Here is a 25,865-nt window from a genome sequence, read left to right on the forward strand (position 1 = left end):
ACCAAGAGGACCAGCGATGACCGACCTTCCTTCGACCTTCCGCGCGCTCCACGAGGGCTGGACGCTCACCGCCGCCGACCTCGCGGCCGACGCACCCGAGGCGGTCGCCGCGCCGCTCGCGGCCGGGATCCCGGCCGCCGTCCCCGGTGAGGCCCACCTCGACCTGGTCCGGGCCGGACTGATCAATGACCCGTTCGACGGCGACAACGAGTCCGCGCAGCAGTGGATCGGCGACACCGCCTGGCGGTTCACCACGGAATTCAACTGGTCAGACGACGGCTCGGCCCGGCACGACCTGGTCGCGCACGGCCTCGACACCGTCGCCGTCGTGTCGCTCAACGGGATCGAGCTCGGCCGCACCGAGAACCAGCACCGCGGCTACCGCTGGGACGTGCGCCGGGCGCTGCGCGACGGCGCGAACACCCTCACCGTGAACTTCGCCGCGCCGGTGCCCGAGGCCGAGGCCCGCGCCGCGCGCGACGGCGCGCTGCCGCGCGTGAACCACCACGAGTACAACCAGATCCGCAAGATGGCCTGCTCGTTCGGGTGGGACTGGGGCATCGACGTGGCGGGCGCGGGGATCTGGAAGCCGATCGGCCTGGAGTCCTGGTCCGGGGTCCGCGTCGCTTCGGTCCGTCCGCTCGTGGACGTGGTCGAGCGCGTCGGCGGCGGCCATGACGGCGTCCTCACCGCGCATGTCGATATCGAACGCGCCCAAGGCGACGCGTCCGTCCCGGTCACCGTCACGGTGACCGGCCCGGACGGCCAGACCCGCCGCGCCACCGGCACCGTCGCGCCCGGCGCGTCATCGGCCACGGTGGAGGTGCGCGTCCCGGACGTGCGCCGCTGGTGGCCGGTCGGATACGGCGATCAGCCGCTGTACGGCGTCGAGGTCGCCACCGCCGATGCCGCTTGGCGCGGCCGGGTCGGGTTCCGCACCGTCGCGCTCGACACCGCGCCCGACGAGCACGGTGCACCGTTCCTGTTGCAGGTCAACGGCGAACGCGTCCTCGTGCGCGGCGCGAACTGGATCCCCGACCACGCGTTCCTCACCGAGATCGACGCCGACCGGTACGCGCGCCGCTTCACGGACGCACTTGAAGCCAACATGAACCTGCTGCGGGTGTGGGGCGGCGGGATCTACGAGGACGACGCGTTCTACGACCTCGCCGACGAGCGCGGCCTCCTGATCTGGCAGGACTTCCCGTTCGCCTGCGCCGCCTACAGCGAGGACGCGCACACCAGGACCGAAGTGGAGGCAGAAGTGCGCGAGAACGTGGCGCGGCTCAGCCCGCACCCCTCGCTCGTGCTCTGGAACGGCAACAACGAGAACACCTGGGGCTCGGTCGACTGGGACTGGGCGCACCGCGTCGACGAGCGCGGCTGGGGCGACGCCTACTACAGCGAGGTCCTGCCGGGCCTCCTGGCCGAACTCGACCCGACCCGCCCGTACTCCCCCGCGAGCCCGTACTCCTTCGGCGACTACCGCCACCCCAACGACGAGCGCTACGGCACGATGCACATCTGGGACGTGTGGAACCGCGAGGACTACACGAAGTACGCCGAGTACAAGCCGCGCTTCCTCTCCGAGTTCGGCTTCCAGGCCCCGCCCGCCTGGTCGACCCTCACCGGCGTGGTCCACGACGAACCGCTCGACCCGTTCGGCCCGCAGATGCTGGTGCACCAGAAGGCGAACCTCGGCAACGCCAAACTCGAACGCGGCTGGCAGGGCCACCTCCCCGACCCGCAGTCCATCCAGGACTGGCACTGGACGACCCAGCTCAACCAGGCCCACGCCATCCGCTTCGGCGTCGAGCACTGCCGCTCGCTCACCCCGCTCAACACGGGCACGATCATGTGGCAGCTCAACGACAACTGGCCGGTGGTCTCCTGGGCCGCGGTCGACTTCAATGAGCACCGCAAGCCCATGTGGCACGCCCTGCGCGACGCCTACGCCCCGCGCCTGGCCACACTCCAACCACGCGCTTCCCAAGAGGCCCAGGCGAAGGCATGGGAGGGGACCGAGCCCGCGCCCGACCACCTCGCGCTAGTGCTCGTCAACGACACCGGCGAGGACTACACCGGCACCTTCGCCGTGACCCGCGAGACCTTCGACGGCACCGTCCTCGCCGAGACCGCACTCCAGGTCAGCGTCCCCGCGCGCGACAGCACCCAGATCGCGGTACCGGCCGACGTCGCCGCGTTCGGCGACCCCGCGACCGAAGTGCTCATCGCCGCCCCCGAGCCCGGCTCCGGGTTCTCCCCCGCGTTCCGCTACGCCGCCGAGGTCGTCGACCAGCGCCTCGACCCGAAGCCGCTGCGCATCGAAGCGGTCCGCGAGGGCGACACGGTCCTGCTCCGCCTGACCGCGACCTCCTTCGTCCGCGACGCCCACTGCCTCACCGACACCGTCCACCCGGCCGCCACCCCCGACCGCGGCATGATCACCCTCCGCGCCGGCGAGACCGCCGCAATCCGCATCAGCGCCACCGCTGACGCCGACCCCACCGCCTTCGCAGCAGCCGTCCGCTGCGCCAACGACCTCCTCTGACGGCGACCGTGCTCAGCGCGAGGGCCGGGGGCCTTTGCGCTGAGCACGGCCCTTTTCGGGCCCCTGAGCAGTACGATCGAGGCGTGGTCCGCATCGAGGACGTCAGCACACCTGCACGCCTGGCCGAGCCCGAGGAGGGCATCGGCCCGGACGAGCTCTCCCTCGCCGCCCGCAACCACGGCCTGCCGCTCGAGGGCCTGCGCTACGACGTCACCCCGCCCGGCATGCACTACGTGCTCACCCACTACGACATCCCGTACGTCGCCGACGACACGGCCTGGGAACTGACCGTGGGCGGCCACGTGGAGCACCCGCTGCGCCTCGGCATGGCCGAACTCCGAGCGCTCCACCCGGTCACCACCCGCGTCACCATGGAATGCGCCGGGAACGGACGCGCGCTCCTCTCGCCCCGCCCGGTGAGCCAGCCGTGGCTGCTCGAAGCGGTCGGCACCGCGGACTGGACCGGCGTGCCGCTGCGGGCGCTGCTCGATGAAGCGGGCGTGCGGGACGGCGCGGTGGACGTGGTCTTCACCGGCGCCGACCACGGCGTGGAGCGCGGCGTCGAGCAGGACTACCAGCGCGCGCTCCCGCTCGACACGGCTCTGGGCCACATACCCGAGGTGCTCGTCGCCTATGCGATGAACGGCGCGGCACTGCCGCCGCAGCACGGGCGTCCGCTCCGCCTCATCGTCCCCGGCTGGTACGGCATGGCGCATGTGAAATGGCTGCGGGACATCACGGTCACCGAGCAGCCGTTCACGGGCTTCCAGCAGACGGCGGCCTACCGGTTCCGGCAGGAACCGGACGAGGAGGGCACGCCGGTCACCCGGATCGCCCCGCGCGCCTTGATGATCCCGCCCGGCTTCCCCGACTTCATGTCCCGCTGCCGTGTCGTCAGCCCCGGACACATGCTGCTCGAAGGCCGCGCCTGGTCCGGCCGGGGCCCTATCATCGCCGTGGACGTCAGCACCGACGAAGGGCGCACCTGGGGACCCGCGCACCTCGAATCGCCCACCGTCCACCGCTGGGCTTGGCGCCATTGGCATGTCAGCTGGACCGCCACCCCCGGCCGCCACGTCCTGTGCGCCCGGGCCACCGACGCCGAAGGCCGCACCCAGCCCCTCGAACAACCCTGGAACCGAGGCGGCTTCGCCAACAACCTCGTCCAGCGCGTCCCGGTCGTCTGCGTCGAACCGGACTGACTCGGACAGCGAAAAAGGCCCCGAACGCTCAGGGCCTCTCGGTGGTGCGCGAGGGGGGACTCGAACCCCCACGTCCTAGGACACAGGAACCTAAATCCTGCGCGTCTGCCAGTTCCGCCACTCGCGCGCGGCGCGTCGCGGCGGATCGAAAGGTTCGGTCGCCACTCGCGTCAGCAGTGGTCGGCGGCATCGTCGCCGATGCGCCGGGTGCCGTGCCGGGTGGTCCGGCGATGGGCAGCAACTAGTGTTTCACACGCGTCAGGGGTCCCGTAGTCTGGTGGGGATGACTCGACCTGACAAGCGCGCCGCCGATGAGCTGCGCCCCGTGAAGTTCACCCGCTCCTGGACCGACCACCCCGAGGGCTCGGTGCTCGTTGAATTCGGCCGCACTCGGGTGCTCTGCACCGCGACGGTGACGCCCGGCGTGCCCCGCTGGCGCCGCGGTTCCGGCGAGGGCTGGGTGACCGCCGAGTACTCGATGCTGCCGCGGTCCACGCACTCGCGCTCCGACCGCGAGTCGATCCGCGGGAAGATCGGCGGCCGGACGCATGAGATCTCGCGCCTCATCGGCCGGTCCCTGCGCGCCTGCATCGACTTCAAAGCCCTTGGTGAGAACACGATCACCCTCGACTGCGATGTGCTGCAGGCCGACGGCGGGACGCGTACGGCCGCGATCACCGGGGCCTACGTGGCCCTGCACGACGCGGTCGACTGGCTCAAGGAGCAGAAGATCGCCCGCAAGCCCGACAAGATCCTGACGACCTCGGTCGCCGCGATCAGCGTCGGCGTGGTCAACGGCGTGCCGGTGCTCGACCTCCCCTATGAGGAGGACGTGGCCGCTTCGGTCGACATGAACGTGGTCTGCACCGGCGAAGGCGACTTCGTCGAGGTCCAGGGCACCGGCGAGGAGGCCGTGTTCAACCGCGCCGAGCTCGACGCGCTGCTGGACCTGGCCCTCAAGGGCTGCAAGGAACTCGCCGGCCTCCAGGCCCGGACCCTGCTCTCGCCATGAGGGTCCTGCTCGCCACCCGCAACGCCGGGAAGATCGACGAGCTGCGGCAGATCCTCGCCGAGGCCGCACCGCACATCGAGCTCGTCGGCCTGAACGCCGTCGCCGACTACCCCGAGACCCCCGAGACCGAGCTGTCGTTCGCAGGCAACGCCCTGCTCAAGGCCCATGACGGCGTCAAGCACACCGGCCTCCCGACGATCGCCGACGACTCCGGTCTCGCCGTCGACGCCCTCAACGGGATGCCCGGAGTGCTCTCGGCCCGCTGGGCCGGCAGCGCCAAGGACGACGCGGCGAACAACGCACTGCTGCTCGACCAGCTCGCCGACGTGCCGGACGAGCTGCGCGGCGCCAAGTTCGTGTGCGCCGCCGCGATCGTCTGGCCCGACGGGCGCGAGCTCGTCGTCCACGGCGAGATGCACGGCACGGTGGGCCGTGAGCCGAAGGGCGCCAACGGTTTCGGCTACGACCCGCTCTTCACGCCCGACGGCTTCGACCGCACGAGCGCCGAGCTCACCGCGGCCGAGAAGAACGCGATCTCCCACCGGGGGAAGGCATTCCGCGAGCTTGCGAGCGGAATCTGAAGCTCGGTCGCGAGCTCGCGACCGGCATCTGAAGCACGACACATGAGCGGATTGAGGCGGCCCCAGGGCCGCCTCTTCGCTTACCGCTCCTTCAGCAGTTCCAGGGCCTTGTCCGCGTGCGCGTTCATGTTCAGCTCGCTCTTGAAGGCGCCGAGGATCTCGCGGCCCTCGCCGATGACGAAGGTCTTGCGCTTGGTCGAGACGATGCCCAGTTTGCGGCGCACGTCGAAGGCTTCGGCGACCTTCCCTTCCGGGTCGGACAGGAGCGGGTAGCCGAAGGAGTGCTTGGCGGCGAAGGCCGCTTGGCGCTCGACGGAGTCGTGGGAGATGCCGACCGGGGTGGCGCCGACGGCCTCGAAGTCGGCGGCGAGGTCGCGGAAGTGGCAGGCCTCGGCGGTGCAGCCCGCCGTCATCGCCTGGGGGTAGAAGAAGAGCACGACGGGGCCGGACTCGAGGAGTCCGTCGAGGCTGCGGGGCGTGCCAGTCTCGTCGTCGAGGGTGAATGCGGGTGCGGTGTCTCCGGTGTCCATGGAGCCGAGTGTATCCGCGCCCGGGGATCGAGCCGTTTCCTTGCCGGGCGGCCGGATACCGTTGCACTCCATCCATGGATATAGATACACTCGAATATCACGATACTGTCAGCAGCAGTCCACAAGATCGCGCTGGCTCCTCAAGGGCCAGGTTGGGAGCGCTCCATGTCCGGCAGAGGAGTAACTCCATGTCCACCACCGCCACGGCGGCACTCGGCGGCAGACGCCGCAGAATCGCCGCCGTCATGTCCATGGTCCTGGCCGCCGTAACGGCCATGACCATCACGGGCCTCTTCGGCAGAGACGAGGCAGAGGCCCACGGCGCCACCGTCTTCCCGGGCTCGCGCCAGTACTTCTGCTACTTCGACGGCCTCAGCGGGGGCGGTCAGCTCGACCCCTACAACGAGGCCTGCCAGGCCGCGATGGACGAGGTCGGGACCACCCCGTTCTACAACTGGTTCGGGAACCTCGACTCCAACGGCGCGGGCAAGACCGTCGGCTACATCCCCGACGGGCAGATCTGCAACGGCGGAGGCCGCGGCCCGTACGACTTCTCGCCGCTCAACGACCCGGGCAACTGGCCGAAGACCCACGTGACCGCCGGCGACACCGTCGAGTGGCGCTACAACAACTGGGCCCACCACCCCGGCAAGTTCGACCTCTACATCACCAAGGACGGATGGGACCCGAACCAACCGCTGGCCTGGGACGACCTCGAGAAGTTCCACACCTTCTCGAACCCGCCCTCCAACGGCGGCCCCGGGAGCGACGACCACTACTACTACGGGAACCTGACCCTGCCGCAGAAGTCCGGTTACCACGTGGTCTTCACGCACTGGGTGCGCTCGGACTCGAACGAGAACTTCTACGCCTGCTCCGACGTCGTCTTCGACGGCGGCAACGGCGAGGTCACCGGTATCCGCCCCGGCGCCAACCTGCCGGGCAACGACGGCGGCGTGGTCAACCCGCCCACCGAGACGCCGTCCGAAACGCCGTCCGAGACCCCGACCGGCGGCCCGACGGGCACCTGCACCGCCACCGCCTCCATCTACTCGTGGAGCGGCGGCGCGACGGTCAACATCACCGTCAAGAACACCAGCGCCTCGACCATGAGCGACTGGATGATCCACTGGCTGTGGCCGCCGAACTCCGGCATCACCATCAGGGACTCGTGGAACACGACGATCTCCACGATGGGCGACATGCAGATGGCCGGGCCCTCCGGCTGGAACGCGACGATCGCATCGGGCGGGACGGCGAGCTTCGGCTTCAACGTCACCGGCAACCTGACGACGATGCCGGCCATGGAGTGCATGCCGGCGTGACAACGCGGTGATTCGCGAAGGTGACGCCCCCAGGGCCGGAACCTGAACGGTCGTCAAAATAATCGCCGCTTCGACTCCTCCCTCCGGAGGCCTCCTGGAATACTTGAGCCAGCAGGTCTTCCGGGGGGAGGAGCCATGTCAGCATCAGCGCCGGCCCACGCCGGCCCGCAACCGATGACGGCCTCGACACGCGCCGGCGTCGTCGTCCTGGCCTACATTTCCGATCACGTCGACGCGCTCAACCGCGCCATCATGGCCTTCGAACGCCAAGCGCCCGGCTCCGCCGGGACCATCCGCGTCACCATCCACCGGCTGCGCACCGCGATCCGCGGCTACGCGCACCTGTTCACCGAGACACCGCCGCGCAGCACGGAGATCGACCACCTCCTCGATGCGCTCAAGCACACCGAGGACCTCGAGAGACTCCGCGTCCACTTCTCCGACCGCTTCGACCAGCTCGGCCTCGTGGCCCCCGAATACCCGAAATGGTATGCGGCCCTTGAGAACGAGATGCGCGAGTCCTACCGCCAGGCGGAGGGGATCGCCTCGCAGGCCTGGGTCGCGGTCCTGCTCAGCCAGGTGCGGCTCTTCACCGAGCACGCCCGGCTCAGCCGGGACGGCGACAAGCCCGCGTCCTCGCTCATGGGCGTCCTCTCGCAGGCCAAGACGCACCTGCTCGACACCTACGCCAGGCTCAGCTACGCCACCGACCTCTCGCTCGCGAGGGACGAGACGCGCATCGCGGCCCGGCAGGCCCACTACCTCGCCGAGGCCGCCGCGCCCGCACTGGGCCGGGCCGCCGAAGACGTCATGGTGCCGGTGGCGGACCTCGAGCACCTGCTCGACCGGTACCGCCAAGCGGTGATCGCCCGCAACTGGCTGCTCCGGCTGCCGGGCGCGGACCGGGCCGACCGCCTCACCGCGAGCCTTGCCGACCTCGAGAAGGAGAACCTGCGCCAGCTGGGCGAGGACATCGACAGGGCCGCAGCGGACATGGCCCAGCGCTGGCAGTGACCAGAGCAGTGATCTTGTGAGCGTGACGAAGTCGCGCTTACTGGATCACGAAGCACGAAGAGGTCGCGCTCACCGGAACACAAAGAACGGGCCCAAGGCTTTAGCCCTGGGCCCGTTGCTCATGCGTCTACCCGCGCAGTACCGCCGCGAGGTTGTCGAGGCCGATGGGGCCGAGGTTGAGGGCCCGGGTGTGCCAGGCCTTGAGGTCGAAGTCCGCTCCGGCGGCGGCCTGCGCCTCGGCGCGGGCGTCGACCCAGGCGCGTTCGCCGAGCTTGTAGCAGATGGCCTGGCCGGGCCAGCCCGCGTAGCGGACGATCTCCGGGTAGGCGCGGTGCTCGGCGATGCGGCCGCGGGTCTTGAGCACGTCGAGGGCGACGTCGAAGTTCCAGCGGTCGCCGTGGACCTTGGCCTCGGCGGCGGGCAGCGGCAGGTCGAGGTGCCAGCCGATGTCGATCACGACGCGGGCGGCGCGCAGAGCCGAGCCCTTGAGCATCCCGAGGCGGCTGCCGGTGTCGGCGAACCAGCCGAGCTCGTCGGAGAGGCGCTCGGCGTAGAGCGCCCAGCCTTCGGCGTGGCCGGAGACGGAGCCGAAGACCTTCGCGAAGCGGGAGAGGCCGTCGCCGGCGACCTTGGTCTGGCCGATCTGGAGGTGGTGGCCGGGCACGCCCTCGTGGAAGACCGTGGTCAGCTCGCCCCAGATGCGGAAGGTCTCACGTTCGGCGACGGGCCACCAGGTGCGGCCGGGTCGAGAGAGGTCCTCGCTGGGGCCGCTGTAGTACGCCGAGCCGGCGGAGGAGCCGTGCACCACCTCCACGTCGAGGTTCATCAGGCGCGGGTCGATGTCGAAGTGGACGCCGTTGAGCGCTTCGAGCGCGCCCTGGTGCTTCTCGATCAGCCAGGTCAGGTACTCCTCGTGGGTGCCGACGGCCTGGGTCGCGTCCAGGTGGGCGATGACCTCGTCGAGCCCGGCGCCGGAGACGATCTTGACGGCCTCGGCGGCCATCTCGTCCTCGATGCGGTGCAGTTCGTCCCAGGCCCAGTCGTAGGCGTCGCGCGGGTCGAGGACCGCGCCGAGGGTGGAGCGGGCCGCGAGGAGGTACCGCTCCTCGCCGACGCCGTCCTGCTCGGTGGCGTGCGGGGCGTAGATGCGCTCGAGGTAGTCGGCGATGCTGTCGAAGGCCTGGTAGGCGGCTTCGGCGGCTTCGCGCAGGTCGCGGGCCTGGGGGCCGTCGCCGTAGGCCTGGAGGTGCTTGTCGAAGGTGCGCGTGGCGGCGTTGCGGCGGGCCTGCTTGACGCCTTCGGTGACCTGGAGGCGCGCGACCGTCTGGCCCGCTTCGATTCCGGCGTCGAGGGTCTGGCGCCAGGTCGTGAGCATCTGGGGGATGGCGCGCATCCGCGAGACGTTGAGCCGCCAGTCGTTCTCGGTCTTGCGCGGCGTGAGGTCCACATAGCCCACCAGGCTCTGGAGCATGCCGTAGGGGACGCGCAGCGCGCGGCGCCATTCGCCGGCCTCGTGCTGGTCCACGCTCACCTGGAGGCGCTCGGCCATGTGGAGGCGGGCCAGGTCGTCGGCGGGGCCCGTGGAGGCCAGCGCGTTGAGTGTCGCGAGCGTGTCGCGGTCCAGCTTCGCCCGCTCGGCGACGGCCTCGGGGCCGAAATCGGTGGCGACGCCGAAGTCGCCCTTGATGCCGGCGGACCCGGCGAACATGGGGTGCAGCCGGGCGTACGCGGTGATGTACTCGTCGGCCAGTGCGAATATCGGTGAGGTCATGGCCGTCAGCTTACCGCGCGGCTAGTAATCCTTCGTTACGTGATTGTGTTCGGCGGCGGCACCGGTCCGGGTGGACACGACGACCGCTCCGACCAGTGCCGCGAGCAGCAGGAGCGACAGCACTTCGAACGGCAGCACCCAGTCGGCGAAGACCGCTTCGCCCATGACGGCCGCGCCGCCGCTCTCGCGGTCGGCGGTCCCGGCCCTGGTCCAGCCGAACGCGCCGGTGACGACGGCCGCGAGGCCGAGCCCGACGCCGCCGGCGATGAGCGCGCCGGGCAGCCGAGTCCGGTCGAGGTCGTCGGAGGCATCGGTCGGGGCCTTGGTGAGCATGGTCGCGAACAGCAGCAGCACGACGATCGCGCCGACGTACACGAGCACGAGCACCCAGGCGAGGAATTCGGCGGTGAGTACGAGCGCGGCCCCGGCGATCCCGGCGAACGCGACCGCGAGCCACAATCCGGCCCGCACGATCCGCTTCGTGGTGACGACGGCGAGCGCGGCGCCGAGCGCGAGGAGCCCGAAGGCCAGGAGCAGGACGTCGGCGAGCGTCACTCGACGCCCTCCGGTTTCGCGGCGTCGGGGACGGTGCCCATCCACTTCCCCAGGTGCTCCTTGTCGTGGAGCAGGTCGCGGATGTCCCCTTCGGCGTAGGCGAAGTCGGGGGCCCAGAACAGGGCGTCGAAGGGGCACACGTCGACGCAGATCCCGCAGTACATGCACAGCGAGAAGTCGATGTCGAAGCAGTCGAGGACGTTCACCTGCCGCGGCCGGGCCGCGCCTTCGACCTCGACGGTCTCCTTGTGGGAGTCGATGTAGATGCACCAGTCGGGGCATTCGCGGGCGCACAGCATGCAGGAGGTGCAGTTCGGTTCGTGCAGGGCGATCACGCCCCGGGTGCGCTCGGGCAGCTCCGGCTCGTTCTCCGGGTACTGGCTGGTGACGGTGCGGCGCGCGGCGGTGCGCGCGGTCGCGGCGAGACCGCTGACCAGACCGCTCCCGGGAAGCCTCATTCCCTCATCGTGGCAGATGCGGCCGCTTTATTCCAGACCTGCGGCCGCGCTGCGCGGCTGAATTGTCCGTCGGCTCGGCGGCCGCGTCGCCGGTCCGCTCGGCGGCCGAGTTGCCGGTCCGCTTCGCGATTGCATTGCCGGTCCGTTTCGCCGAGCAGGTTGTCCGATTCCCGACTCCCCAGGCGTGGCGGGAGGGGCCGGTTTTCCCTTGAAACCGCCTGCTGCGTCCACAAGAGCCGTTACCGTGAGCCATTGACACGTCACGTGCCGGGCGCGACCCGGCGCCGTTCGGGGAGGAACCGTGCCCATGCGAATGACGCAGCCCATTCGAGGGATGCTCGCCGCGCTGAGCCTCAGCGCCGCACTCGTACTGACCAGCGCTGCTCCGGCGAACGCGGCCGTCACCGTCACGCTCTCGCCGACGGCGGGCACCGTCGGCACCCGGGTGGACGTGCTCGCGGCGAACTGCGACCTGGACGCCACGGGCGATGTCGAGAACACCGACACGAGCTTCAAGCTGCCGAAGAACAACAACAACGCGCAGGGCAGCTTCACCGTCACGGAGAAGATGAGGCCAGGCGTGTACACGGTGGCGGTGACCTGCGGTTCCAACACCGCTTCGACGAAGTTCACGGTGGCCTCGGGGACCGCCCCCGCGACCGGCGGCGGCTCGACCGCCTCCCAGGCGGCCACGGCGGTCCTGTGGACGGGCGCCGCCGCGGTCCTCATCGCCGCTGCGGGGCTCTGGCTGCTCCGGCGCCGCAGCAATGTCAGTGCCGTCTGAACCGGCGGGCGACGCGTCGCCCGATCAGCAACGATCGATCCACCGGCCGGAACCTGCGTTCCGGCCGGTGGCCGCTGTCGTCCTCTCGTTCGTGCTCGCCGGGGGCCTCGGGCTCATGCTCGGCAGCGTCATCCCGGTGCCGACGCTGCGGATGCCGCACTTCCAAAGCCCGTTCCACGACGACCCGTTCGCCGTCGCCGACCCTGCCGGCGGCACCTGGCTCGACCGCTCCGAGCCGACCCGCGTCGACATCGACGCGGTCGGAGTCCACGCCCCGCTCACCGCGCTCGGCCTCGACTACGAGGGGAACTTCGAGGTCCCCCGGATGTGGCGGCCCCACGAGGCGGGCTGGTTCGAGGCCGGGCCGACGCCCGGCGAGTTCGGGCCCACGGTCCTCATGGGGCATGTGGACACCGAACGCTCCGGCCCCGCGGTGTTCTTCCCGCTGCGGGAGCTCGACGAAGGCGACCGCATCGAGGTCACCCGCGAGGACGGCATCGTGGTCGCTTACGAAGTCACTTCGATCGAGTCCTTCGCGAAGGAGCGCCTGCCGTACGAAGCGGTGTTCGGCATCGAACCCGAACCGGCCCTGCGCCTGATCACCTGCGGCGGCGCCTTCGACCGAAAGACCGGCGACTACACGGAGAACCTCGTGGTCTTCGCCGGCTACACCGGCCACCGCGACGCCACCGAAAAGGACCGCGACCGACCCCTGAACGGCCGCGACCATTTCAAGTAACAGCACAGCAAGTAACGGCACAGCGAGTAACGGCACAGCGAGTGATCCAGTGTCGGACCCTCCGGTTATCTTCGCCCGCATGGATTTGAAGATCGCGAACGTCACCGTCAACACCGACCGGCCGAAGGATCTCGCGCAGTGGTGGCTCACCGCGCTCGGCGGCGAGATCACGGCGGACTGGGGCGAGTACGTCATGGTCGGTTTCAGCGGCGGCACCGGCCTCGCCTTCCAGTACGTCGAAGGCACGCAGCCCGGCCGCATCCACCTCGACCTCGTCACCACCGACGCCGAGAAGGAGGTCGCCCGCCTCATCGCCTCCGGCGCCACCCAGGTCTCCCACCACGAAGCCCCCGGCGGCGGGTTCTCCTGGACCGTCCTCAAGGACCCCGACGGCAACGAGTTCTGCGTCTCCCAGAGCCACGAGTGAACCCCAGGGGCGGGGCCGGTCCTCCCCTTGCGGCCTCGCCCCTGAAAGCCGACCGCGGGGGCGGGACCGGGGTCTTGACCCCGACCGGTCCCGCCCCCGCGGCATTCCAGGGGGCTCACCCGCGAGCACGGGGTCCGGCAGCCCAACCGCATGCCGGTCCGCGCCCGCGGCGCTCCTACACCAGGACCCGCTCGAAAGCGGCTCTGGTTTCCTCGAAGACTGCTGCGCCCGGGCGGGCCCAGAGCGCGTCGTTGAACAGTTCGACCTCGATCGGGCCGACGAATCCGGTCGCGTCCACTTCGGCCAGGTAGCGCTTGAAGTCGACGCAGCCGTCGCCCAACTGGCCGCGGCCCGTGAGCACCCCCGCCGGGAGCGGGGTGACCCAGTCGGCGAACTGGAACGAGGCGATGCGGCCCTCGCGGCCGGCGCGGGCGATGCCCTGCCAGACCTGCGGGTCCCACCAGATGTGGTAGGTGTCGACCACGACGCCGACCTGCTCGGCCGGGAACGGCGCGGCCAGGTCGAGCGCTTCGTTGATCGTGGTGACGACGCACCGGTCACTCGCGAACATCGGGTGCAGCGGCTCGATCGACAAGGTCACGCCGCGCTCCCCCGCGTACGGGGCGAGCACTGACAGGGCTTCCTTGACGCCTTCACGGGCGCTGTCGATCGTGCCGCCTTCCGGGATGCCTCCCGAGACCAGCACCAGCGTCGGGGCGCCGAGCTCGGCCGCCTCGTCGATGGCCCTTCGGTTGTCGTCGATCGCGGCCGCAGTCGGGTCCGTGAAGAACCCGGCCCGGCACAGGCTCGTCACCTGGACGCCGGCGTCCTTGACGAGCTTCGCGCTCGCCTCGACGCCCATCTCCTGCACCGGTTCGCGCCACAGGCCGATCCCGGAGCCGGTGCGCGCGCAGGCCTCGACGGCCTCGCGCTGGTCCCAGAACTTCGCGGTCGCGTGGTTGAAGGAGAACCGCTCCATGATGCTCATGCGAGGGTCCGCTTCGGCTGGCCCGCGACCTTGAGCAGGGCGTTGAAGCGGTCGATGGCGAGCGCTTCGTCGGGGAAGAGGTTCACTTCGAGGGCGAGGTCCACGATCTCGCCGAAGTGCGTGATGGACCGGGCGGATTCGAGGCCGCCGACCATCTTGAAGTGGTCCTGGTGGCCCGAGAGCCACGCGAGGAACACGACGCCGGTCTTGTAGTTGAACGTGGGGGCCTCGAAGACCTTCCGCGCCAAGGGGACCGTCGGGTCCAGGATGGCGTGGAAACCGGCGACGTCGCCTTCGTCCAAGCGCTGCACGGCCTTGGAGGCGAGCGGCGCGAGCGGGTCGAAGATGCCGAGGAGGGCGTCGGAGTGGCCGAACTCGTCGCCCGCGATGAGGCGCGGGTAGTTGAAGTCGTCGCCGGTGTAGCAGCGGACCCCTTCGGGGAGCCTGCGGCGCACCGCGATCTCGGCCTCGGCGTCGAGCAGGCTCATCTTGATGCCGTCGATCTTCGCCGCGTTCTCGGTGATGATCTCGATGAACGTGTCCGCGGCGGCGTCGAGGTCCGAAGAGCCCCAGTAGCCTTCGAGCGACGGGTCGAACATCGGGCCGAGCCAGTGCAGGATCGCCTTGCCGCTGACCTCGCCCAAGAGCTCGGCGTAGAGCGCCTTGTAGTCGTCGGCGCTCTTCGCGCTCGCGGCGAGGGCCCTGGAGCACATGAGGATCGTGCCCGCGCCGGCGTCCTCGACCACGGCGAGCTGCTCGAGGTACGTCGCGCGGATTTCGTCCATTGTGGTGGGTACGGCGCCGAGCTGGTCGGTGCCGACGCCGCAGGCGAGGAGGTCGTCCGGGCCGGCCGCTTCGGCGGAGCGGCGGATGAGCTGCTTCGTGGCCTCCCAGTCGAGGCCCATGCCGCGCTGCGCGGTGTCCATGGCGTCGGCGATGCCGAGGCCGAGGTCCCACAGGTGCCGGCGGTAGGCGATGGTGGCGTCCCAGTCGACCGCGGCCGGACGGCCGGGGCCGTTGTCCGCCAAGGGGTCCGCGACCACGTGGGCCGCGGAGTAGATGACGCGTGAGGTGAACTTGCGGGTCACAGGACCAGGTCCTCCAGCTCGATGCGGCGGCCTTCGCGGGCCGACTGGTAGCCGGCCTCGGCGAGCTGCACGCCGCGGGCGGCGGCGAGGAAGTCGTGGTGCCACGGCTCGTCGTCCACGACGTGCCGCAGGAACTCCTCCCACTGGATCTTGAAGCCGTTGTCGAAGACCTCGTTGTCGGGCACCTCGTGCCACTGCTGCCGGAAGGGGATCGGCTGGTCGATGTCGGGGTTCCACACGGGCTTGGGGGTGTGCGCGCGGTGCTGCGCGCGGGCCTTGCGCAGGCCGGCGATCGCGGAGCCCTCGGTGCCGTCGACGTGGAACTCGACGAGTTCCTCGCGGTCGACGCGGGTGGCCCAGGAGGAGTTCATCTGGACGACGGTGCCGTCCTGGAGTTCGAAGATCGCGTACGCGGCGTCGTCGGCGGTGGCGGCGTAGGCCTTGCCGTGCTCGTCGAAGCGCTCGGGGATGTGGGTGGTGACGTGCGCGGACACGGACTTGACCTTGGCGAACGTCTCCTCGAAGACGTAGGACCAGTGGGGGAACATGTCGAGGACCATGCCGCCGCCGTCTTCGGCGCGGTAGTTCCACGAGGGCCGCTGGGCCTCCTGCCAGTCGCCTTCGAAGACCCAGTAGCCGAATTCGCCGCGCACGGAGAGCACCCGGCCGAAGAATCCGGAGTCGACCAGGCGCTTGAGCTTGCGCAGGCCGGGGAGGTACAGCTTGTCGGCGACCGCGCCGTTCTTGACGCTGGCGTCGCGGGCGGCGCGGGCCAGGGCCAGGGCGTCGTCCAGGTTCGTCGCGATGGGCTTCTCGGTGTACACGTGCTTGCCGGCCTTGATGGCCGAGTTGACTGCGGCGAGGCGGTGCTGGGTGGTGAGGGCGTCGAAGTAGACGTCGATCTTGTCGTCGCCGAGGGCTTCGTCAAGGCTGGTCGTGTACTTGTCGAGGCCGTGGCGGCCGGCGATCTCGGCGAGCTTGTCGGCGCTGCGGCCGACCAGGGTGAGCTCGGGCCAGATCACGCTGCCGTCGGCGCGCTCCACGCCGCCCTGCTCGCGGATGGCGAGGAGTGAGCGCACGAGGTGCTGCCGATAGCCCATGCGCCCGGTCACCCCGTTGAGGGCGATGCCGACGGTGATTCTCTCTGCCATAGGGATGTGCTCCAGACCTTGCCGAACATGGCTGCGGAAGCGCTTGCCGAGGCGGCGCGGAGGCACGGCCGCGAGTTTCGCCGCTGATAGCGCGAAAAGTACGGCCGCACGCTCCGCCGAAGCTGGAGGCAAACGCTTTCTTATTTTCCTGAACTATACATCAAACGACACCTATGTGAAAGCGGTCGCCTGACAGTTTTGCCGGAGCGCCGCTGCCGGCGCACGCGGAAAGCCCCGGCCGCCAGCGACCGGGGCTTTGCACGTGGTCTTGGAGGTACTGCTGGTCTTAGAGGTACTGCTCGCTGATGTCGGTGACTTCCTCGGCGGGGGCCCAGATCTGGTACACGCCGTTGTCGTACGGCTCGAGCCCGAGCGAGCGGGCCACGTCGCTGCGGCCGCCGCGGTACTCCAGCCGCAGCCACTCCCCCGAGGCGCCGAGCACGAGGAACGGCTCGCCGCGCCAGGTGGCGACGGTGCGCACGTAGAAGAAGTCCTCGAGTTCGCCGATCGGCACGCCGCGCCGGAACCGGCCGTCGGCGACCTCGACGAACCCGTCGCCGCCCGTGGGCGAGTACAGCCGCACGTGGGCGCCGTCGGGGCTCGAGTCGTATTCGGCGCCCTTCCAGCGGGCGATGTAGCCGTCGCGCATCAGGCGTCCTTCCATTCGCGGTCGCGGGTGTCGAGCACGTGCGCGGCCCGCTCCTCGGGCTTGGGGCGCACGAGGTCGTAGTGGCCGTCCGCGTCGCCCCAGGCCTCGCCCAGAGCGCTGTCGTATCCCGGGGCGCCGTCGTACCCGTACGCCTCGCCCATCGGGCCGCTCGGCGCGGGCGCCGAAGGCCCGGCGGGCAGCGCCGGCGTCGAAGGCGCTTCGATCGCCGCGGGTCCGTTCGAGTACGCGCCGTCGACGGGCGACCATTCGCGGGTGTCGGCGTCGTAGAGCGCGAGTTCGGTGACCTCGCCGCGCGAGTCGATCCGGAGGATCTTGGCGCCGTGCGGGAGGCGGACCGAGTCGACCTTGTGCTCGGGGATGCGCTCGTCGCCCTCGGAGGGCGCGAACCCGTCGCCGCGGAACGGGCCGGGCTCGACGACGGTGCCGCCGCGCTCTTCGGCCGTCGCGTAGTCGTTGCCGCCCAAGGCGACCGGGTAGAGGTCGGTGCGGTAGCCGATCCAGCGGAGCACGTGCACCGAGTCGTCGGCGGGGCTGAACTCCTCGTTGGAGCGGATGAGCCCCAGCGCGAGGTACAGCTGCGCGGGCGTGCGGAGGTGGTCCACGGCCTCGGCCGGGTGCACGAAGCCGCCCACGCGGTCGTAGCCGCGTTCGAGGTAGAACGGCACCTGCTGGTGCGGGATGGTCTTCTGCCACAGGATCGGCTGGACCTTGTGCGAGGGCGAGTTGGCGCGCGCGGCCGCGGCCTGGCGCTTTTCCATCTCGGTGGCGAACGCGAGCAGGTCCTTCGCTTCGGCCCACTTGATGAGCGGCTCGATCTCGGGGCCGCTCATGTTGGCGCCCACGGAGGTGCCGGGGTTGACGTACAGCGCGTAGTCCTGTGCGGGCCAGTGCTGGATGAGCCAGCCGAACGGGACGGTGGTGTGCGGGGTGTCCGCGCCTGCGCGTTCGGCCATGCGCTCGACCGTGGTGTAGACGGTGATGCCGATGATGCCGTCGACGATGTCGCTGGCCCAGCGGAACGCCGGGTCGCCTACGCGCAGGTGGGCGGCCTCGGGGTCGCCGATCGGGAGGATCACGCTGGCGCACAGGAGGGTCTGGAGGAACGCGGCGGTGTCGCCGGAGGTCGCGGCCTCGGCGAGCAGCGGTTCGGCTTCTTCGCCGGTGAGCTCGGTCGGCCGCGACTGGTCCTGCGGCTGGACGCCGGGCTGCGGTTCGGATTCGGCGGGGCGCCGGCCGAACGCGCTCGACATGGACGCGAACGATTCGGCGGAGCGCTGCGCGTCGGCGTCACCGGAGGCGTTGGCGGCGGAGTCGAACGCGTCGTTGCCGAAGGGGTCGCCGGCCTGGAACGCGTCGTCGCCCTGGAACGGCTGGCGCTGCGGTGCGGGCGGCGTGCCGAACGCGGCGGCGTTCCCGAAGGACTCGCCGGACGGGTACGGGGTGGGCGGGGCGTGCGGCGGGGCGGGCGCGCGGGTCGGCAGCGTCGACGGGTCGGGCTGCTGCTCGCGGAGCCAGTCGGGCGCGTCCGGCCACTGGTCCTGCGGGTTCTGCTGGCTCGGCCACTGCGCCTCGGCGGGGAACGCCTGCGGGCTCGGCGCGGCCGGCGGCTGCGAGAACTGCTGCGGGGGTTGGGATCCGAAGCCCTGCGGCTGGGATCCGAAGCCCTCGGGCTGCGAACCGAAGCCCTGCGGCTGGGAGCCGAACTCGCGCGGCTGCGATCCGGTGCCGCGCGGCTGGGAGCCGAAGCCCGACGAACGGGGCTGGGACTGCTCGGGCTCGGGCGGCGGCTGGGACGCGAAGGAGTGCCCGTTGAACGGGTCGGGTTCGGGGGCCTCGGGTTCGCGCGGCGGCTGGCGCAGCGGGAGGCCCGCGGGGGTGGTGCCGCCGACGGTGGACTGCTGCTGCGCGCTGCCGTTCAGGTCCGAGGAGCGCCGCGGCGCGGGCGGCACGTCGGGCACCGGCGGGGCGGGAGGCATGAAGCTCTCGCGGCGCGGTTCGGGAGCGGGCGCCATCGGGTTCGCGAACGGGTCGGACTGCGCGGCGGCGAACGGAGACGCTTGCGCGCCAGAGTTATAGGTGTCGCCGTAGGGGTCGGCGGCGGGATCCGGCTCAGGTGCGGGGTCGGTCGGGACCGTGGTCATGCCCTGCGCGACCTGGGTGACGAACCATGCCGGGAGGTACCCCTCGATCGGCAGGCCGGGGTTGACGGCAAGCCACCACTCCTGGTCGGGCCAGGCTTCGGCCAGCGCAGTGAAGGAGACGCGGCGGGAGGCGCCGGCGTTGTCGCGGAGGCAGGTCTGGAGGGCGGTCTCGGAGGTGAAGGCGAGGATGTGGGTGCGGTCGTCGGTGGTCCAGGTGGCCCAGGTGTCGGCGCCCGACCCGTTCGAGTCCTCATAGGACAATGGGAGGACGAGTTCGATCTGCGCCAGTATGCGGAAGTATCCGTCCTGGTCTTCGGCTCGCAGCGCCTCGCGGAGGCGGTGCTCGATCTCGTTACTGGGTTCCCACATCGATCCCACTCAGCCCTTCCCCCCTACCGGTCTTGGATGGGGCGGTGCTCGTTGACGGCTTGCAATCGTCGCCGAGGCATGTCGAGCGAACGCGGCGTCCCCTCGCGATCGTCACCGTAACGCGAGGGCGCTGTCAAGTTTCCGTCAGTAGGGCGAGAATAACGAATTCATAAAGGAGAACGTGTGTCATTCCCACGCTGTGGGCCTGTCGCTGTGTAACGATCCGGTTCTCATGGGGGACCGCTCTGCACGCTTCGTTCTCGCCTGTCTGTGCTCGACGCTGTTGGCGCTCTTGCTCTCCGCGCAGACGGGCCGGGCGTCCGCGCCCGTCGCCTGGCATCTCTCGGCGGTGCGGGCGCCGGAGGCGTGGCCGGTGGCGACGGGCGAGGGGGTCACGGTGGCGGTGATCGACTCGGGTGTGGACGCGGATCACCCCGCGTTGGCGGGGTCGGTGCTTCCCGGTCGCAGCTATGTCGACGTCGATCCGGGTGCGGAGCCGCGGCTGCTGGCGTTCGGGTCGGATCCGGGGCCGGTGTACGAGCGGGCGTTCGGGCAGGCCGATCCGGTGGGGCACGGGACGGCGGTGGCGGGGCTGATCGCGGGGAGTGCCGAGTCGCGGCATCCGGGGATCGCCCCGGATGCGGAGATCCTGCCGGTCCGGGTGCTGGACGACGAGAACCGGTACCACGATTCGGCGATGGTGGGCGCGGCGGTGGAGTGGGCGGTGGACAACGGCGCGGACATCGTGAACCTCTCCTTGGGCGGCCATTACGACTCGCCGCCGTTCGCGGAGGCGATCGCGTACGCGGAGCAGCATGATGTGCTGATCGTGGCGTGCACGGGGAATCAGCGTGACGACGCGCCGGATGAGGACGTGTGGTTTCCGGCGCGGGTGTCGGACGTGCTGGCGGTGACGGGGGCCGACGAGCACGGTGACCGGTGGCGGACGGCGGTGACGGGCGCGGAGACGGACCTGGCGGCGCCGGGCGTGGAGCTGTACGCGCCGAAGCCGGGCGGCGGGTACAAGGCGGTGACGGGCACGTCGTTCGCTTCGGCGGTGGTGTCGGGCGCGGCGGCGCTGGTGCGTTCGGCGCACCCGGAGTGGAGTGCCGACCAGGTGCGGCGGGCGCTCACCGATACGGCAGTGGCGGGCGGGCCGGGGCTGGGCGAGGGGATCGTGGACGCGGCCGCGGCGGTGGCGGCGGAGGTGCTGCCGCGCCCTGCGGCGCCTGCCGAGGCGGGGATCTCACCGGTGCTGAGTGCGGCGGCGACGGCCGCGGGCGGCGGCTTGATCGGGGCGTCGGCGCTGCTCCTGCGCGGCGGGCGCGGGGCTCGGCGAGGCGGCCGGCTGCCGGGGCGCCCGCGTACCATGGCGGGGTGACCGCCGCCGACGCCCGGAAGGGCACTGAAAGCGAGCTGGCCAAAAAGCGCCGGGCCCGCGTCATCGACCGCCTCCTCGCTGCGGCCCACCCGGACGCGCATTGCGAGCTCGACTACACGAATCCGCTCGAGCTGGCGGTGGCGACGATCCTGTCGGCGCAGTGCACGGACGTGCGGGTCAATCTGACGACGCCGACGCTGTTCAAGAAGTACCGCTCGGCTGAGGACTACGCCGAGGCGAATCCCGAAGAGGTCGAGGCGATCATCCGGCCCACGGGTTTCTACCGCAACAAGGCGAAGTCGATCATGGGCCTGGGGAAGGCCCTGGTCGAGCACCACGGCGGGCGGCTCCCGGAGGACATGGAGTCCCTGGTGAAGCTCCCGGGGATCGGCCGCAAGACCGCGAACGTCATCCGCGGCAACGCGTTCGGCATCCCGGGGATCACCGTGGACACGCACATGATCCGCATCACGAACCGGCTCGGCCTCGTCGACGGCAAGGACCCCGTGAAGCTCGAGTTCCGGTTGCAGCAGCTCATCGAGCCCCGCGAGTGGACCATGTTCTCGCACCGGATCATCTTCCACGGCCGCCGCGTCTGCATCGCGCGCAAGCCCGCGTGCGGGGCGTGCACGCTCGCGAAGCACTGCCCGTCGTACGGCGAGGGCCCGACGGATCCGGCCGAGGCCGCGAAACTCCTGAAGGGCGACAACGTGGACGAGTTGATCCGTCTGGCTGGCATCGAGCATGCGGTGAGCCAGTGAAGCGGCTGTTGACGTTCGCTGCCGCACTGTGCTTCTTGGCGGCCTGCACGAGCGAGTCCCCCGAGCCGCGCGTCGCGGTCCCTGACGAGGGCGATCCGACCTGGTCGGTCACCTGCGCCTCCGGTGCGACCCCGATCGACGGGGTCGGCGACCTCGAACTCGACTGCCTCGGCGACGAGGCGGCGACTTCGGTCGGTCCCGGCGGCAAGCCGATGATCGTGGTCCTGTGGGCGAGCTGGTGCGTGCCGTGCCAGGAGGAGGCCCCGGAGGTCGAGGCGTTCTACCAGGCGTACGGCGACCAGGTCGACGTGCTCGGCGTGGACACGGCCGACACTCGGGACCTCGGGCGCTCCTTCGCCGAGGAGTTCGGGATGACATTCCCTTCCGTGTTCGATCCCGATGAGGCCGTGCGGATCGGGCTCGGCGTGCCGGGCCTGCCGGGCCTGGCGTACGTGAACCCGGACGGCACGGTCGCCGCGCTCGTGGCCGAGCCGGGCGTCACCACCGAGTCGATGGTCGAGACCGCCGAGGCGGCGTTCGGTCTGGAGCTCGCATGAGCGATCCGCAACCCGACTGGTGGCCGCCGCTGCTGAAGGCCGCGGCCGAGGCCGAGCCGCCCACGGTCATGCGGGTGATCGCCGACCACCTGCAGCCGTACCAGGAGGCGGACGCGCGCACCGCTTCGGTCCTGGTCCTGCTGAAGGACGGCGACGACGGTCCTTCGGTGCTGCTGCAGCAGCGCGCCGCGACGCTGCGCCACCACCCGGGCGAGGTCGCGTTCCCCGGCGGCGGCACTGAACCCGGCGACGCCGACGCCGCGGCGACCGCCCTGCGCGAGGCCGCCGAAGAACTCGCGGTCGACCCGGCCTCGGTGGCCGTGGGCCGCTCGCTCCCGAAACTCTGGATCCCCGTGTCCGGCTTCGCGGTCACGCCCGTGCTCGCCCTGTGGACGCGTCCGCACCTGGTCGCGCCGCAGGCGGCCTCCGAAGTGGCCGCCGCGCACCAGGTGCCGCTGCCGCTCCTGGCCGACCCGGCCTCGCGGGGCACCGTCACGTTCCCCTCCGGCCGCAGCGGCCCGGGCTTCGAGGTCGCCGGTGTGCCCTTGATTTGGGGTTTCACCGCCGGGGTACTGTCGTGGCTGCTGGACCTGGGCGGATGGGCCCGCCCCTGGGACGCCGGCCGGACGATGGCGCTCGAACGGCACTGAACGGAGGGCGCATGGAACCGACCACTGCCGGACTCCTCGTCGATGTCGTGATCGTGCTGCTGGCGCTCCTGTTCGCCATCAACGGCTACCGCGAGGGGTTCATCGCCTCCGCGACCACGTTCTTCGGCTTCCTCGGCGGGGCGATCCTCGGCACCCAGCTCGCGCCGTTCGCCGCCGACTTCTACTCCGAGGCGCTCGCGAAGCTCATCGCCTCACTGCTGGTCGTCTTCGCACTCGCCTTGGGCGGCATGGCGATCGCCACCTCCATCGGCTACCGGCTGCGCAAGCGCCTGCGCAGGGACGGCTCGAAGCGGCTCGACCACCTCGCCGGCCCGCTCGTCTCCGTCGCCGCAGTGCTCCTGGTCACCTGGGTCGCGGCGGCGCCGCTCGCGAACTCCTCGATGCCCGCCGTCGCCTCCGCCGTACGCAACTCGAGCCTGCTCACCGGCATCGACGAGCACATGCCCGAGGCCGTCAAGGGCGTGTACGAGTCGATGCGCGAGTCGCTCAACACCTCCGGGATGCCGGACGTGTTCTCCGGGCTCGACCCGACCGAGGCCCGCTCCGTCGACCCGCCCGACCCCGAGCTCGCCGCCTCCGGCGTGGTCACCGGCGCCGAGGACTCCGTCCTCAAGGTCCACGGCTCGGCACCGTCGTGCGACCGCCAGATCGAGGGCTCCAGCTTCGTCTACGCCGACGGCCTCGTGGCCACGAACGCGCACGTCGTCGCCGGCACTGAGTACGTGCAGGTCGAATCCGACGGCGACCTGTACGACGCCGAGGTCGTCGTGTTCGAGCCGGAGAAGGACCTCGCGATCCTGTCCGTCCCCGACCTCGACGCCGCCCCGCTCCCGCTGCAGTCCGACACCGCCGCCTCCGGCGACGACGCGATCGTCCTCGGCTACCCGGCCGGCGGCCCGTACACGGCGACCGCCGCCCGCATCCGCGAGGCGCGCATCGTCACCGGCCCCGACATCTACGACGCCGGCACGGTCACCCGCGAGGTCTACCAGCTGTACGCGCAGATCATCGGCGGCAATTCCGGCGGTCCCCTGCTCAACCCGCAAGGCGAGGTGATCGGAGTCATCTTCGCCGCCGCGATCGACGACCCGGAGACCGGATACGCGCTCACCATGGACGAATCCGCGCCTGTCCTGGACGCGGGGCGCACCGCCTCGGACCCCGTCGGCACCGGATCCTGCACCTGATCTGTGGGTTCCTGTGGGATTGCGTCATTGCCTGATACTGGGCGTGGCGTCACATTGCAGGTAGGCTGTACCGGTCGCTGTCGACGCTTTCCGTTTTCCGGAACGTACACCCTGCTGAGACGGCGTGGTGAGTCTCTCGCGGTGACGCTCGGAACGAACGGAGCGCATTCATTCGGATACGAATGTCGATTCCGGCGTCTACGTGCGCATGTGGATTTACGGGGGTCTCGCTCCCGCAATGCGGACAAGAGGCATAGACTCAGTACTTGCACTAGCGGTGCGTTGAAGAAAGGTGCGAACGGACATGGAAGATGTATTGGCCAGGGCCGCCCTGTTCAAGGGCGTAGATCCCGAAGCTGTCGAGTCGCTCATCAAAGAGATGGAGTACATCGACGTCAACAAGGGCCAGACCGTCTTCACCGAGAACGAGCCGGGTGACAGTCTGTACATCGTCATGTCCGGGAAGGTGAAGCTGGGCCGCCGCTCAGCGGACGGCCGCCAGAACCTGATCGCGGTCATGGGCCCGTCCGACATGGTCGGCGAGCTCGCGCTGTTCGACCCCGGTCCCCGCACCGCCACCGCCACCGCCTTGACCGACACCCGCCTGGCCCGCCTGTCGAAGACGGCGCTGCGCCCCTGGCTGGCCAACCGGCCCGAGATCGCCGAGCAGCTGCTGCGCGTGATAGCACGCCGGCTGCGCCGCACGAACGACTCGATGGCGGACCTCATCTTCACCGACGTCCCCGGGCGTGTCGCGAAGGCCCTGCTGCACATGGCGAGCCGCTTCGGCACCCGCGACGGCGGCGTCCTGCGCGTCACCCACGACCTCACGCAGGAAGAGCTCGCCCAGCTGGTCGGCGCCTCCCGCGAGACCGTGAACAAGGCCCTCGCCGACTTCGCCGGCCGCGGCTGGCTGCGCCTGGACGGCAAGAGCGTCATCATCATGGACCCCGAGCGGTTGGCCCGGCGCGCCCGCGTGTAACGCTCACGTGTGAATTCCCCGAGCCGATTCCCGGCTCACCAGTTCCACCTCGAAGGCCCCCGGCACCGCCGGGGGCCCTCTTGCTTCCCCCGGTCAGTGCGGGTGATCACCCGGTCCCCCGCCCTTGGGCCATTCGACGTTCGCGCCCGCGTCCGTCTAGACTTCCGGTAATCATCCCGGAGTCTGCTGAAGGAGCGTTGTGGCAGGGCAACTGAACGTCGAAGTCGTAGCAGTCGACTCGAAAGTGTGGTCCGGAGCGGCCAAGGCCGTATACGCGCGCACCACTGAAGGCGAACTGGGAATCCTCCCGAACCACCAACCCCTGCTGGGCGAGCTGCGGATCGACAGCACCGTGAGGGTGCAGCCGGTCGACGGCGGCGAACTGGCCTGGCAGATCGAGGGCGGCTTCCTGTCGGTGACCACCGACGGGGTCACCATCCTCGCCGAGACCGCCGAGGCGGTCGCCCCCGCTTCGGCGTAGCCATGCTGAAGGCACTGCTCGTCGTCGCCGCACTGGCGGCGGCCGTCGCGGTGTTCTTGGTGCTGACCTACGTCCGCCGCTCCTTCCTGTCCCGCTCGGGCTCGGTCGCCATGGCCGCCAGGCTCTCCCGGCACATGGAGGGGCGCGGCTGGGCGCCCGGCTTCGCCGTCTACGAGAGCGGCACGCTCCGCTGGTACCGGATGTTCTCGCTCGCGTTCGGGCCCCGGTACTCGCTGCTGCGCCACGACGTGCAGGTCTCCGAGCGCCGCAAGCCGGCCGGCCCCGAAGCCCAGATCTTCCCCCCCGAAGTCGCGATCCTGCGCTGCAAGAGCGCTACCGGCGAAGTGGAGCTCGCGATGACCACCTCGGCGGTCACCGGGTTCCTCTCCTGGCTCGAGGCCGCCCCGCCGGGGGCCGAGTTCTACAGCAACCGCGAAAGCGGCGGCGAATAAGACGTGATGCGATGCCCGCCTCGCAACAGCGAGGCGG

24 protein-coding genes, 1 tRNA gene and 2 pseudogenes are annotated in these 25,865 nt (G+C 70.5%); 17 read left to right on the top strand and 10 right to left on the bottom strand.

Annotation, left to right across the window (positions count from 1 at the left end; translation table 11 throughout):
* Positions 1–16: 16 nt before the first annotated feature.
* Together AB0I03_RS19165 and AB0I03_RS19170 are read left to right on the top strand one after the other, a co-directional pair.
* Positions 17–2,551, top strand: a complete 2,535-nt coding sequence (locus tag AB0I03_RS19165) for a glycoside hydrolase family 2 protein (RefSeq protein WP_360414642.1) — start codon at positions 17–19, stop codon at positions 2,549–2,551.
* Positions 2,552–2,634: 83 nt separating this feature from the next.
* A complete protein-coding gene (locus tag AB0I03_RS19170) occupies positions 2,635–3,753 on the top strand; it encodes a sulfite oxidase (protein WP_360414644.1) in 1,119 nt (372 codons plus the stop codon).
* A gap of 42 nt (positions 3,754–3,795) precedes the next feature.
* Here the strand turns inward: AB0I03_RS19170 and AB0I03_RS19175 are convergent.
* Positions 3,796–3,880, bottom strand: a tRNA-Leu gene (locus tag AB0I03_RS19175).
* A gap of 156 nt (positions 3,881–4,036) precedes the next feature.
* Between AB0I03_RS19175 and rph the strand changes: the two genes are divergently transcribed.
* Both rph and rdgB read left to right on the top strand, forming a co-directional pair.
* Positions 4,037–4,765 (top strand): ribonuclease PH, encoded by a 729-nt coding sequence (gene rph / locus AB0I03_RS19180; protein ID WP_360414646.1) that lies wholly within the window; start codon positions 4,037–4,039, stop codon positions 4,763–4,765.
* Positions 4,762–5,346, top strand: coding sequence for an RdgB/HAM1 family non-canonical purine NTP pyrophosphatase (gene rdgB / locus AB0I03_RS19185; RefSeq protein ID WP_360414648.1), 585 nt, complete (start codon positions 4,762–4,764; stop codon positions 5,344–5,346). Before rph ends, rdgB begins: the two co-directional genes overlap by 4 nt.
* Positions 5,347–5,426: 80 nt before the next feature.
* Here the strand turns inward: rdgB and AB0I03_RS19190 are convergent, their stop codons facing one another.
* The gene (locus AB0I03_RS19190; protein WP_360414650.1) at positions 5,427–5,876 is read right to left on the bottom strand and encodes a peroxiredoxin; all 450 of its coding nucleotides are present in this window, start codon (positions 5,874–5,876) and stop codon (positions 5,427–5,429) included.
* A 188-nt stretch (positions 5,877–6,064) separates the two neighbouring features.
* On the opposite strand from AB0I03_RS19190, the gene AB0I03_RS19195 reads away from it, so the two are divergent.
* Together AB0I03_RS19195 and AB0I03_RS19200 are read left to right on the top strand one after the other, a co-directional pair.
* Entirely contained in the window at positions 6,065–7,201 is a 1,137-nt protein-coding gene (locus tag AB0I03_RS19195) for a lytic polysaccharide monooxygenase (protein WP_360414652.1), read from the top strand.
* 135 nt (positions 7,202–7,336) lie between these two features.
* Entirely contained in the window at positions 7,337–8,215 is an 879-nt protein-coding gene (locus AB0I03_RS19200; RefSeq protein WP_360414654.1) for a hypothetical protein, read from the top strand.
* 127 nt (positions 8,216–8,342) lie between these two features.
* Here the strand turns inward: AB0I03_RS19200 and AB0I03_RS19205 are convergent, their stop codons facing one another.
* From AB0I03_RS19205 to AB0I03_RS19215, 3 genes and pseudogenes are all read right to left on the bottom strand, one after another.
* Positions 8,343–9,986 carry a DUF885 domain-containing protein gene (locus tag AB0I03_RS19205; protein WP_360414656.1) on the bottom strand — a complete coding sequence of 548 codons (1,644 nt, stop codon included), beginning with the start codon at positions 9,984–9,986 and terminating at the stop codon, positions 8,343–8,345.
* 10 nt (positions 9,987–9,996) lie between these two features.
* Positions 9,997–10,541, bottom strand: a pseudogene (locus AB0I03_RS19210) (NADH-quinone oxidoreductase subunit J).
* 29 nt (positions 10,542–10,570) lie between these two features.
* Positions 10,571–10,999: pseudogene (locus AB0I03_RS19215) on the bottom strand (4Fe-4S binding protein); the annotation flags it as partial.
* 307 nt (positions 11,000–11,306) lie between these two features.
* Between AB0I03_RS19215 and AB0I03_RS19220 the strand changes: the two are divergent.
* From AB0I03_RS19220 to AB0I03_RS19230, 3 genes are all read left to right on the top strand, one after another.
* Positions 11,307–11,783: a hypothetical protein gene (locus AB0I03_RS19220; RefSeq protein WP_360414658.1), complete on the top strand. Its 477-nt coding sequence runs from the start codon at positions 11,307–11,309 to the stop codon at positions 11,781–11,783.
* Positions 11,784–11,850: 67 nt separating this feature from the next.
* Positions 11,851–12,522, top strand: coding sequence for a class F sortase (locus AB0I03_RS19225; RefSeq protein ID WP_360414660.1), 672 nt, complete (start codon positions 11,851–11,853; stop codon positions 12,520–12,522).
* A 79-nt stretch (positions 12,523–12,601) separates the two neighbouring features.
* Positions 12,602–12,949: a VOC family protein gene (locus AB0I03_RS19230; protein ID WP_360414662.1), complete on the top strand. Its 348-nt coding sequence runs from the start codon at positions 12,602–12,604 to the stop codon at positions 12,947–12,949.
* A gap of 175 nt (positions 12,950–13,124) precedes the next feature.
* On the opposite strand, the gene AB0I03_RS19235 is transcribed toward AB0I03_RS19230, so the two are convergent.
* The 5 genes from AB0I03_RS19235 to AB0I03_RS19255 form a co-directional block, all read right to left on the bottom strand.
* Entirely contained in the window at positions 13,125–13,937 is an 813-nt protein-coding gene (locus AB0I03_RS19235; protein WP_360414664.1) for a sugar phosphate isomerase/epimerase family protein, read from the bottom strand.
* Positions 13,934–15,025 (bottom strand): dihydrodipicolinate synthase family protein, encoded by a 1,092-nt coding sequence (locus AB0I03_RS19240; protein WP_360414666.1) that lies wholly within the window; start codon positions 15,023–15,025, stop codon positions 13,934–13,936. Before AB0I03_RS19240 ends, AB0I03_RS19235 begins: the two co-directional genes overlap by 4 nt.
* Positions 15,022–16,176: a Gfo/Idh/MocA family oxidoreductase gene (locus AB0I03_RS19245; protein WP_360414668.1), complete on the bottom strand. Its 1,155-nt coding sequence runs from the start codon at positions 16,174–16,176 to the stop codon at positions 15,022–15,024. Before AB0I03_RS19245 ends, AB0I03_RS19240 begins: the two co-directional genes overlap by 4 nt.
* Before the next feature lie 286 nt (positions 16,177–16,462).
* On the bottom strand, positions 16,463–16,828 hold the full coding sequence (locus AB0I03_RS19250) for a hypothetical protein (protein WP_344473611.1): 366 nt from the start codon (positions 16,826–16,828) through the stop codon (positions 16,463–16,465).
* Positions 16,825–19,356 carry an SseB family protein gene (locus AB0I03_RS19255; protein WP_360414669.1) on the bottom strand — a complete coding sequence of 844 codons (2,532 nt, stop codon included), beginning with the start codon at positions 19,354–19,356 and terminating at the stop codon, positions 16,825–16,827. Before AB0I03_RS19255 ends, AB0I03_RS19250 begins: the two co-directional genes overlap by 4 nt.
* Before the next feature lie 199 nt (positions 19,357–19,555).
* Between AB0I03_RS19255 and AB0I03_RS19260 the strand changes: the two genes are divergently transcribed.
* From AB0I03_RS19260 to AB0I03_RS19295, 8 genes are all read left to right on the top strand, one after another.
* Positions 19,556–20,737 (top strand): S8 family serine peptidase, encoded by a 1,182-nt coding sequence (locus AB0I03_RS19260; RefSeq protein WP_360414671.1) that lies wholly within the window; start codon positions 19,556–19,558, stop codon positions 20,735–20,737.
* Positions 20,734–21,498 carry an endonuclease III gene (gene nth / locus AB0I03_RS19265; protein WP_360414673.1) on the top strand — a complete coding sequence of 255 codons (765 nt, stop codon included), beginning with the start codon at positions 20,734–20,736 and terminating at the stop codon, positions 21,496–21,498. Before AB0I03_RS19260 ends, nth begins: the two co-directional genes overlap by 4 nt.
* Positions 21,495–22,055: a TlpA disulfide reductase family protein gene (locus AB0I03_RS19270; RefSeq protein WP_360414675.1), complete on the top strand. Its 561-nt coding sequence runs from the start codon at positions 21,495–21,497 to the stop codon at positions 22,053–22,055. The genes nth and AB0I03_RS19270 overlap by 4 nt, the downstream gene beginning before the upstream one ends.
* The gene (locus AB0I03_RS19275) at positions 22,052–22,705 is read left to right on the top strand and encodes a CoA pyrophosphatase (protein ID WP_360414677.1); all 654 of its coding nucleotides are present in this window, start codon (positions 22,052–22,054) and stop codon (positions 22,703–22,705) included. The genes AB0I03_RS19270 and AB0I03_RS19275 overlap by 4 nt, the downstream gene beginning before the upstream one ends.
* Before the next feature lie 11 nt (positions 22,706–22,716).
* Positions 22,717–23,913, top strand: a complete 1,197-nt coding sequence (locus tag AB0I03_RS19280) for a MarP family serine protease (protein WP_360414679.1) — start codon at positions 22,717–22,719, stop codon at positions 23,911–23,913.
* Between the two features lie 304 nt (positions 23,914–24,217).
* Positions 24,218–24,895 (top strand): Crp/Fnr family transcriptional regulator, encoded by a 678-nt coding sequence (locus AB0I03_RS19285; protein ID WP_030144656.1) that lies wholly within the window; start codon positions 24,218–24,220, stop codon positions 24,893–24,895.
* Positions 24,896–25,094: 199 nt separating this feature from the next.
* Positions 25,095–25,376: a F0F1 ATP synthase subunit epsilon gene (locus AB0I03_RS19290; RefSeq protein ID WP_360414681.1), complete on the top strand. Its 282-nt coding sequence runs from the start codon at positions 25,095–25,097 to the stop codon at positions 25,374–25,376.
* A gap of 2 nt (positions 25,377–25,378) precedes the next feature.
* Complete coding sequence (locus AB0I03_RS19295) at positions 25,379–25,828, top strand: DUF2550 domain-containing protein (RefSeq protein WP_360414683.1); 450 nt, start codon at positions 25,379–25,381, stop codon at positions 25,826–25,828.
* Positions 25,829–25,865: the final 37 nt, after the last annotated feature.

Source organism: Glycomyces sp. NPDC021274 (genome assembly GCF_040641195.1).
GTDB lineage: Bacteria > Actinomycetota > Actinomycetes > Mycobacteriales > Micromonosporaceae > Glycomyces.